An 8,165-nucleotide genomic window follows, 5' to 3' on the forward strand; every position below is an offset into this window, starting at 1 on the left:
TCCAATTTCCCCATACTGTATCATGAGTAAATTGTAATGCATCCATGAGGGCATTTTTGTAATCCATGATGTATCAACAGAAGGTTAGAACAGACCCCTTATAAGGATATCTTACACGATTTCTATGAAAATAGTGGAATTATCATCATATCAATCAGGAAACCATTTAATAGGACTATGTACAAGTATTATTCACTATCTTGTAATGCAAGATACTTAAAAACAAAAGGAACCTGTTCATTAAGAGAGGAAAACTGTGAATATCGACACAAATCATTCAAAACCTGACAGGGGGAGGGAATGAACGCGCAATTCAAGAAAGGTGTACTGGATATGTGTGTCATGGCATTACTCGGATTTCGTGACCGGTACGGATATGAACTGGTTCATGAAATTTCAGAGCGGTTTGAGATATCGGAGGGAAGTATCTACCCGCTCCTTCGTCGTCTCTTAACTGAAGGATATGTTACCACATATCTCCAGGAATCAGATGAAGGGCCTGCACGAAAATACTACTCACTAACAAAGCAGGGCATTATGGCCCGTGATGAATTAATCAGTGAGTGGAGAGATTTTTCAGCAGCGGTAAGCGATCTCATAGGAGAAATGACCAATGCAGAAGGATGAATATCTGAAGAAATTAGGTCAGGCGTTATCAGGAATTCCGGAGCCTGAACGGAAGGACATCCTCGCCGATTATGTCGAGCATTTTAAAATGGGTGTTTTGGACGGGAGAACTGAAGAAGAAATTGCTGAGTCACTGGGAGATCCGAAAACTATCGGCAGGGAGTATACCGCCATATCTCTCGTAAAACGAGCGGAACACTCTCCATCAGCTGGTGGTATTGGGAGAGCAATCCTTGCAACAATTGGTCTTGGCATCTTCAATCTCATCGTTGTATTAATTCCGTTCATCTGTATCATCACCATTCTTGCCGTATTACTGGTAATCGGGTTTTCTCTCTGCTGTGCAGGGCCGATTCTCACCGGTGGTGCAGTATTAGAAATGGTTGGGATTGTTTCTGGTGTGATCTTTTTCTCCGCCCCTGCAGCAATCTTTCTCGGCATTGGGATTACATGCCTTGGATTATTGATTATCATCGGAGAATTCTGGCTTGCCAGGATATTATATCGTATCGGGATCAGGTATCTGAAATGGAATATTGCCATTATTCACGGAAGTGAGAGCTTATGATACCATTCCATCTTCCAAACCTGCGGAAAGTCTTCGGATGGCTCTTTCTCATCATGATTTTAAGTTTTGGAATCGGTGGTGTCCTTTTAGTCCTGGAACCCGATGCTCCAAATCCTGCCCATGAAGGCAATTTTGAATTCAGTATCCCCGCACAGGAGATCGAGAGAGCCAGGATAAATATGGCTATAGATGCCGGGAACATACGAATTACCGGAGAAACAATGGAAGATCTCCTTACCGGAGATGTGCATGTTGAGACAAAGCACTATCTCCCCCGTCTTACTCATACGATTACCAATAAGACGATGAATATCGCGATTGACCGGCCAAGTGATATCTTCCATGAAATCATTGGCGGAGAGGAGAACTGGAATGTCAGTGTGCATAACAAGACTCCATTAAGTCTCCTTCTCTCTGTCGGGAGCGGTGATATTCACATGCAACCTGGGAATGCACAGATTTCAGAACTGGCTCTAGAATTGGGTGCAGGTTCACTCTATTTGGATATTCATGAATGGAAGGGAGATTCCCTTCCCATCAGGATTGAGAACGGGGCTGGGGATATAACCGTCCTGTTTCCGGAAAGATCCCGGGTATCTGTGGCTCTTGACAGGGCGATCGGAAATGTATTCCTGGCCGGGTTTACCGGAGATGCGAATGGATATTATCATGAAACACATAGCCCGGATGCACCCAATATTCATGTGTCAATCTCGCAGGGAATTGGAGATGTAACCTTACGGACGGTAGAATGAATGAAGATCTGATATTAGGATGATAGTTTCTCCTTATACCGGACAGAAACTATGGAATAGATAGATGAATGAATAGTATACATCATACAAAGATCATTATGAAGACGAGCAAAAACCTTACAAGAACAACAGTATGCAGATATGCGATAACAGGAACATTAATACTTCTCGCTCTTGTCTGCATTCTCCCTTTGGTATCTGCCGCACCTCAGGTATCAGTAATTGTTGCTGATTACAAAGTCTCACCGGCAGTACTTCTTCCAGGAGAAGAAGGAACCCTGACGGTCACTCTAAAGAGCGTTGCAACAGGAACAACTACCAGTTCGGTATCATATGGACAGGATGTTAGTCAGACAACATCCAGTATAACGCCATATATTGATAGTGTCATCCTGAAATCCAAGGATTTTGACATACTGGGAGGGGACTCAAAGTTTGAAGGGAATATCGGCCCTGATCAGCCGGTTCCCGTAACCTTTCTCATCCGTGCACCACAACGAAGCGGGATGTATTTCCCGGAAGTCTGGATACGGGTCCGTGATGGTCAAAGCCTGAAATATCCGGTTCCGGTTAATGTTAACACCCAGTTATCAGTTTTGAGAACCCCTTCTCTTACACTTGAAAACACCTTTCCGATACCGGTGAAACCGGGAACCAAAGTTGAGGGCACCATCAGAATTTCAAATGAAGGTTCAACGCAGGCAGATAATATCCGGGTCTTTGTAAATGGCAGTCCTCCCATGGCAATCCCGGCGGGAATCAGCTCTTTCATGATTGATCGACTTGTATCAGGCATGTCAAAAGAAAAGAATCTCTCCCTTCTTATTGACAAGAACACCCCGACAGGAATCATCGAAGTTCCGGTGCGAATGACCTATGCCCTGCTTGATGGGACCGTTATTGAGGATACCGGTTCAATTGGTCTTGATGTCAGAGGAGAATCGGAGATCAGTATCACTTCGGTAGAGACAACGCCATCCAGAGTAAAACCTGGGGAACCATTTGATCTCATCATCAGGGTTCAGAATACGGGAACCGGTGAGGCGAAATCTGTCAGTGCAACGATTGATCTTCCTATCCAGGGAGCAAAAGAGGCATTTATCGGACGTATCAAATCCGGAAATGATGCTCCTGCCACCTTTGTTCTTGAAGGAACTGAAGCAGGAGAGTATACCTATCACACAACAATTACCTATACTGACGACTGGGGCAAACACACCCTCGATAAGGATCTCATCCTTACCATTGCAGACGGCAGCGATTCATCAGGGATGATTATCCTGATCCTGCTTATTATCGTTGCCGGGGCAGGGGGATTCTTGTACATGAGGCGTAAAAACGAGGATGACTGATGCTTCTTGACCTCAGGGTTTCATTTTTTTTAGCACTCCGGGGAATTCTCAGGGGGAGCAGGGGGAGCCTGTATCTGACGGTGCTGATCATCGCCATGGTCTTTACCAATATGATCTTCATGCCTTCCATTATCCTTGGGTTTATCAAGGTCGCTGAAGACCAGATCATCACTTATCAGACCGGGAATATTCTCATCTCTCCTCATGAGGATGAACTCTATATTGAGGATGTCTTTTCATTATTGGAGAAGATCAACAGAATTCCCGGAGTTCTCAGGGCATCAGCCCATTATGGGACCGGGGTGACACTCCGGTACAAAGGGAACAGTCTGGGTTCGACGGTTGTTGCGATAAAACCGGATGATGAACGGCTCGTCACTGACGTGTACCGGAAGATGGCGGATGGGGATTATCTGGCAGATGGAGAGAATGACGAGATAATCATCGGTATACAGACCTCCGGGCATAAGGATGAGAGTCTTGATATGGGACCCACGCTTGGATATCTGAAGGCAGGTGACCCGGTCACTGTTGAATATACCAATGGGGTACGCAAGGTGTATCATGTCAAGGGTATCATCGAGACTGGTTCATATTATGCAGATCAGGGAGCCTATATCACCTGGGATGAGCTGGAATCGGTTTTTGGGAGGAAGGTTGATTATGCAACCGATATCATCATCAAAACCGACCCGGACTCATATGAACCAGAGGTGAAAACACAGATATACCGGTTCGGGATCAGAGAGAAAGTCCAGACCTGGCAGGATATTCTTGAAGAGGCGATGGGGCGTGCGGTTCAGAACTTTGCCATGCTCAACTCCATTACCATTGTCGTTTCGTTGATTATTGCCATCGTGGTGCTATTCATCGTCATCATGATAAAGACTTTGAACAGCAGAAGGCAGATTGGAGTCTTAAAAGCGCTCGGAGTTGAGAAGAGTATCATCATCCATAATTATGTCTTCCAGGTTCTGATTCTGACAACGCTTGGGATCATTGTCGGAACAACACTTGTGGAGTCCATGGTTGCAATATTGACGGTGTATCCATTTCAGTTCCCTGATGGTGAGGTGACACCTGTGGTTGCCACATCTGATCTCATCAATAATACGATTATGCTGTATATCGCGTCATTTATTGCCGGCTATATTCCTGCCTGGCGGGTTGCATCAGAAGATATTCTGACCGCAATGAGGAGCTGACAATGATTATTGCAGAAAACCTGACCAGAGTGTATGACATGGGTAAAGTGACTGTCCATGCACTCCGGGGAGTATCCCTTACCATACAGAAGGGTGAATTTGTCGGTATCATGGGTGCAAGCGGGTCTGGAAAATCCACCTTACTTCACCTGCTCGGTCTTCTTGACAAGCCTACCGAAGGAAAGATTGTTCTTGGCGGTATTGATGTCAGGACCTTGAATGAGCGGCAGAGAACCCGGTTCAGGCTGAAGAGACTGGGTTATGTATTTCAGGATTATGCCCTCGTGCCTGAACTGACAGTCGAAGAGAATGTATACCTGACCTCGATGATCCGGGGAACTTCGAAAGAAGAGTACCAGGCACAGACCTTTCAGATTCTTGACCGGATTGGTCTTTCAGATCGGCTGACTCATAAGCATAATGAACTTTCAGGAGGACAGCAGCAACGGGTTGCCATTGCACGGGCCATGGTGAATAAACCGGAGATCCTCTTTGCAGATGAACCATGTGCAAATCTGGATTCAGAGAGCTCAAGAAATGTGCTTGATCTCTTTAAGCAGATTAACAAAGAGATGGCCCAGACGATTGTAATGGTCTCCCATGAGGACTGGCATATGGAATATTTCGATCGGGTTATCATCCTTCGTGACGGGCAAATCGTATCTGATGGCCCGCCACCGGAAGAGCTTTTAGAAAAAGCGTGTAAGTATAAGTGATTACAGGAATTTGTCAATAATTCCTGTGATTATTCCCATCTCCTCATTTCCGACTCCCAATGCCGGAAGAGCTGTTTTAATAAGGGATCCTACGGCTTTTTTTCCTTCCGGGGTTCCAACCATCTTCTTGATGGTGTTTATTCCTTCAGGTGATGAGATAAAATCCATGATCATCTTCTGGCCTTCAGGTGAGGAAAGAAACTGCTTGGCCATATTTTCCATTCCGAACATAAGGTGATAATTGAACCATCTGGTATTAGTATATTGTGATTTACCTGAATCAGAATTTTTGTTATCTAATATCATAGGGCTAAACATTACATAACAAGGAAATCAAACCGTCCGAGACTGATACCAATATATATATCCCTTTGCTATTATTCTTCAGGAGAACGATGACGATTACAGAACCAATAGCGAAAGTAAATCTCGAACGGATCACCAATGGGATATTTGCATTTACAATGACTTTGCTTGCCAGGGATATTGTAACTCCGGATCAGTATGCAAAAGCTTCTACAATTACCGTAGATCAGTTTTTTTCAAATACGATATCATCAATGTTAGACTTTTTTGGAGTATTTGTTATTCTTGCGATGTTCTGGATGCTTTTCTTTCAGATGTTTCATCGGATGAAGACATATGATTACCATTTTCTCCATGTGCATATGCTTGCCCTGATGGCAATTGTTGTCATCCCTTTCTCTTCAGCTTTTAGTAATCTGGGCCTGGAGAAGTATACTTTTGCAGATTATTTCTTTCAGATAAATTATTTTATTCTAGGTATTATCCTACTCTATCTCTGGCATTATGCCAGTTCTTCCCCTCATCTTCGTGAACCATCACTGACTGATGAGGATGCACATTTTCTCTTCATGAAATGTCTGGTTCCCCCGGTTGTTGCGTTTATCGGTATTCTCTAAGTTTATACAGATCTTGAAAATATAGAGATTTTATATTATGTTCCGTTTGTTGTATTAGGTGTTTTTTTCCGAAATCCGCCTGGTGTAAAAGAGAATGCCTAATTTTTTTAAATGACAACAGAAATATGAGAGTTTGCTGTAAAATGTTGGAATCCGGAGCCGTAGTGAGAGTATTTGTTTTATGATCTGTTGCTACAAGATAGAGGATGTGTGTCTTAATCAACCAAAAATATGTTTCAAATTATTCTCTAACCTGGACGAATAAATATATCTTAATATTAGTCTAAAATATATCGCTATTAACTCATGTTTTAACTATTAAAAATCGAAACAATACAAGTTACTTGAGATTTTTCATTCGAATTTTCGTAATTAATTCAATTGTATACCCACTATATATTCTTTTATACCTGCATATAGTTTTATTTAAGCGAATGTATTTACTTCTCAACATCGACTACTATTATATGGTGGGAAAATATGGATGATCAGATCGTCAGGGAGATGCAAAACTGGAGAGAATATCAAATTACTCGGATATTGGATCTTGAAAAATCCGGATTATATAATGAAGGTCTGCAACAGGTCTCTTTTATTCCGGATAATATGAGCAGTGATGATGAGATATCAAAATTATTGAAAGAAGGGTTTGAATTTCTTTGCCTGGAGACCGAAATTTCAGATCTCATAAAGATTGGTGGAAATTGTATGATGAAACAGATTGAACTGGTTCACGAACGAGCTACCCGGCATAAGGATTTGGGATAAATAAACAGGCCATTGAGGTATGTAGATGGATAATAAATCACAATGAGAAAGATCCAATTATTCGTCGATACATAGCCGATGCTTTTCACATGCTAGGAGATCTTGAAGAGAACCCTGACCATTTTAAAGAGGCTTTGGACATCTATACGGAATTGCTGCTTGATGATCCAGATAATGTGGCACTCCTCACAGAAAAAAGACTTATCCTGAATAATCTGGAACGGTTCGAAGAGGCGGAGAGGATATTGCGAACGGCAGTTAATCTGAATTCTGTATCAGGTTTTGCATACTCTGCCTTATGTCGGCCACTATCCTGTCTGGAAAAAGAAGAAGAAGCCCTGGAGATTGGAAATAAGGCGGTTAATTTAATCCCTAATATATGGGCAGCCTGGAATAATCGTGGGGGGTATATATAGGCCTTGGTAAATTCGAAGAAGCAGTATTTGATTTCAGGCAAGCTATCAGATGTATGCCATCTAAAAAAATTTGCTGGCTGGGTCTTCTGGCAACACTGATAGAATTGGAAAGTGACGAGGTTCCGAAAGTGTATGAGGATATTATTGTCAGATTTGGTAATATTAATGTTCCTGGAGAAGGGTATCGTAATGATAACAATGCTATGGTTAAAAATCCTGATAGCAGAAAGAGAATTTTTACGACGGTAGCCGGGTATATGGATGGATATTTATGAAATATGAAACATTTTTTAGATTTTGAATGGGAAGAGAGGTATCTGAACCCAATATCGGGTACCTTCTTCCGAACTATTTTTCGTGTTCATTTTTGCGTCTTGTTTTCATGGTATATCGTTCATTTAAAAATTCCTGAAGATCTGACTCAGCGATTCTATACGATTTTCCTATTTTAATTGCTGAAAGTTCATTTTTTCTTATAAGATCCCGAATCACTTCGGGTTCAATGTCAAGAATATCAGCAACAGTATCAGTTCGGAAAAATTTCCCTTTTTTTAATTCAAAGCAATTTCTCACTTTACGTTCTGGAGATAATTGTACAATATATGGGCCACTATCTGATTCTGAATCAGAATTGAAATTTTGATTGATACTTTTTGAAGTCATTATTTCAGATCTTTTTTCTGGTATTTGTATGATATCTATTTGAATATATATTTTTATATTATACTATTGCATGATTCTGATATCTTCATGCATACATAGGGAGAATGGTTAAGATAATTTTGAATAAAGCAGATTATAAAATATGTAATTCTTTAAAATTTTCAATATATTT

12 protein-coding genes are annotated in these 8,165 nt (G+C 41.7%); 10 read left to right on the forward strand and 2 right to left on the reverse strand.

Translation table 11 applies throughout. The features are described from left to right. Positions 1–300: 300 nt before the first annotated feature. From LDL35_RS13000 to LDL35_RS13025, 6 genes are all read left to right on the forward strand, one after another. A complete protein-coding gene (locus LDL35_RS13000; RefSeq protein ID WP_304023133.1) occupies positions 301–627 on the forward strand; it encodes a PadR family transcriptional regulator in 327 nt (108 codons plus the stop codon). Then, positions 614–1,195 (forward strand): DUF1700 domain-containing protein, encoded by a 582-nt coding sequence (locus LDL35_RS13005; RefSeq protein WP_304023135.1) that lies wholly within the window; start codon positions 614–616, stop codon positions 1,193–1,195. The genes LDL35_RS13000 and LDL35_RS13005 overlap by 14 nt, the downstream gene beginning before the upstream one ends. Beyond that, on the forward strand, positions 1,192–1,950 hold the full coding sequence (locus LDL35_RS13010) for a toast rack family protein (RefSeq protein WP_304023137.1): 759 nt from the start codon (positions 1,192–1,194) through the stop codon (positions 1,948–1,950). Before LDL35_RS13005 ends, LDL35_RS13010 begins: the two co-directional genes overlap by 4 nt. A 68-nt stretch (positions 1,951–2,018) precedes the next feature. Further along, a complete protein-coding gene (locus LDL35_RS13015) occupies positions 2,019–3,302 on the forward strand; it encodes an S-layer protein (protein ID WP_304023140.1) in 1,284 nt (427 codons plus the stop codon). Next, a complete protein-coding gene (locus LDL35_RS13020; protein ID WP_304023141.1) occupies positions 3,302–4,507 on the forward strand; it encodes an ABC transporter permease in 1,206 nt (401 codons plus the stop codon). Before LDL35_RS13015 ends, LDL35_RS13020 begins: the two co-directional genes overlap by 1 nt. Before the next feature lie 2 nt (positions 4,508–4,509). Further along, positions 4,510–5,223 carry an ABC transporter ATP-binding protein gene (locus LDL35_RS13025; RefSeq protein WP_304023143.1) on the forward strand — a complete coding sequence of 238 codons (714 nt, stop codon included), beginning with the start codon at positions 4,510–4,512 and terminating at the stop codon, positions 5,221–5,223. On the opposite strand, the gene LDL35_RS13030 is transcribed toward LDL35_RS13025, so the two are convergent. Beyond that, positions 5,224–5,436: a hypothetical protein gene (locus LDL35_RS13030; protein WP_304023146.1), complete on the reverse strand. Its 213-nt coding sequence runs from the start codon at positions 5,434–5,436 to the stop codon at positions 5,224–5,226. 182 nt (positions 5,437–5,618) lie between these two features. Between LDL35_RS13030 and LDL35_RS13035 the strand changes: the two genes are divergently transcribed. The 4 genes from LDL35_RS13035 to LDL35_RS13050 all read left to right on the forward strand — a co-directional run bounded on the left by LDL35_RS13035 (position 5,619) and on the right by LDL35_RS13050 (position 7,605). Next, a complete protein-coding gene (locus LDL35_RS13035; protein ID WP_304023148.1) occupies positions 5,619–6,146 on the forward strand; it encodes a TMEM175 family protein in 528 nt (175 codons plus the stop codon). Positions 6,147–6,626: 480 nt separating this feature from the next. Further along, on the forward strand, positions 6,627–6,914 hold the full coding sequence (locus tag LDL35_RS13040) for a hypothetical protein (protein WP_304023151.1): 288 nt from the start codon (positions 6,627–6,629) through the stop codon (positions 6,912–6,914). An 89-nt stretch (positions 6,915–7,003) separates the two neighbouring features. Continuing rightward, a complete protein-coding gene (locus LDL35_RS13045; RefSeq protein ID WP_304023154.1) occupies positions 7,004–7,330 on the forward strand; it encodes a hypothetical protein in 327 nt (108 codons plus the stop codon). Positions 7,331–7,383: 53 nt separating this feature from the next. Next, the gene (locus LDL35_RS13050; RefSeq protein ID WP_304023155.1) at positions 7,384–7,605 is read left to right on the forward strand and encodes a hypothetical protein; all 222 of its coding nucleotides are present in this window, start codon (positions 7,384–7,386) and stop codon (positions 7,603–7,605) included. A gap of 73 nt (positions 7,606–7,678) precedes the next feature. On the opposite strand, the gene LDL35_RS13055 is transcribed toward LDL35_RS13050, so the two are convergent. Beyond that, positions 7,679–7,993, reverse strand: coding sequence for a helix-turn-helix domain-containing protein (locus tag LDL35_RS13055; RefSeq protein WP_304023158.1), 315 nt, complete (start codon positions 7,991–7,993; stop codon positions 7,679–7,681). Between the last annotated feature and the right edge of the window lie 172 nt (positions 7,994–8,165).

Origin of the sequence: Methanospirillum hungatei, assembly GCF_020216685.1 — an archaeon.
Lineage (GTDB): Archaea > Halobacteriota > Methanomicrobia > Methanomicrobiales > Methanospirillaceae > Methanospirillum > Methanospirillum hungatei_B.

Bases quoted from the DNA above. Each gene is read 5' to 3' on its own strand.
- LDL35_RS13035 (WP_304023148.1), top strand. From the start codon at position 5,619: ATGACGATTACAGAACCAATAGCGAAAGTAAATCTCGAACGGATCACC.
- LDL35_RS13005 (WP_304023135.1), top strand. From the start codon at position 614: ATGCAGAAGGATGAATATCTGAAGAAATTAGGTCAGGCGTTATCAGGA.
- LDL35_RS13015 (WP_304023140.1), top strand. From the start codon at position 2,019: ATGAATAGTATACATCATACAAAGATCATTATGAAGACGAGCAAAAAC.
- LDL35_RS13025 (WP_304023143.1), top strand. From the start codon at position 4,510: ATGATTATTGCAGAAAACCTGACCAGAGTGTATGACATGGGTAAAGTG.
- LDL35_RS13030 (WP_304023146.1), bottom strand. From the start codon at position 5,436: ATGGCCAAGCAGTTTCTTTCCTCACCTGAAGGCCAGAAGATGATCATG.
- LDL35_RS13045 (WP_304023154.1), top strand. From the start codon at position 7,004: ATGCTAGGAGATCTTGAAGAGAACCCTGACCATTTTAAAGAGGCTTTG.
- LDL35_RS13010 (WP_304023137.1), top strand. From the start codon at position 1,192: ATGATACCATTCCATCTTCCAAACCTGCGGAAAGTCTTCGGATGGCTC.
- LDL35_RS13055 (WP_304023158.1), bottom strand. From the start codon at position 7,993: ATGACTTCAAAAAGTATCAATCAAAATTTCAATTCTGATTCAGAATCA.
- LDL35_RS13040 (WP_304023151.1), top strand. From the start codon at position 6,627: ATGGATGATCAGATCGTCAGGGAGATGCAAAACTGGAGAGAATATCAA.
- LDL35_RS13050 (WP_304023155.1), top strand. From the start codon at position 7,384: ATGCCATCTAAAAAAATTTGCTGGCTGGGTCTTCTGGCAACACTGATA.
- LDL35_RS13000 (WP_304023133.1), top strand. From the start codon at position 301: ATGAACGCGCAATTCAAGAAAGGTGTACTGGATATGTGTGTCATGGCA.
- LDL35_RS13020 (WP_304023141.1), top strand. From the start codon at position 3,302: ATGCTTCTTGACCTCAGGGTTTCATTTTTTTTAGCACTCCGGGGAATT.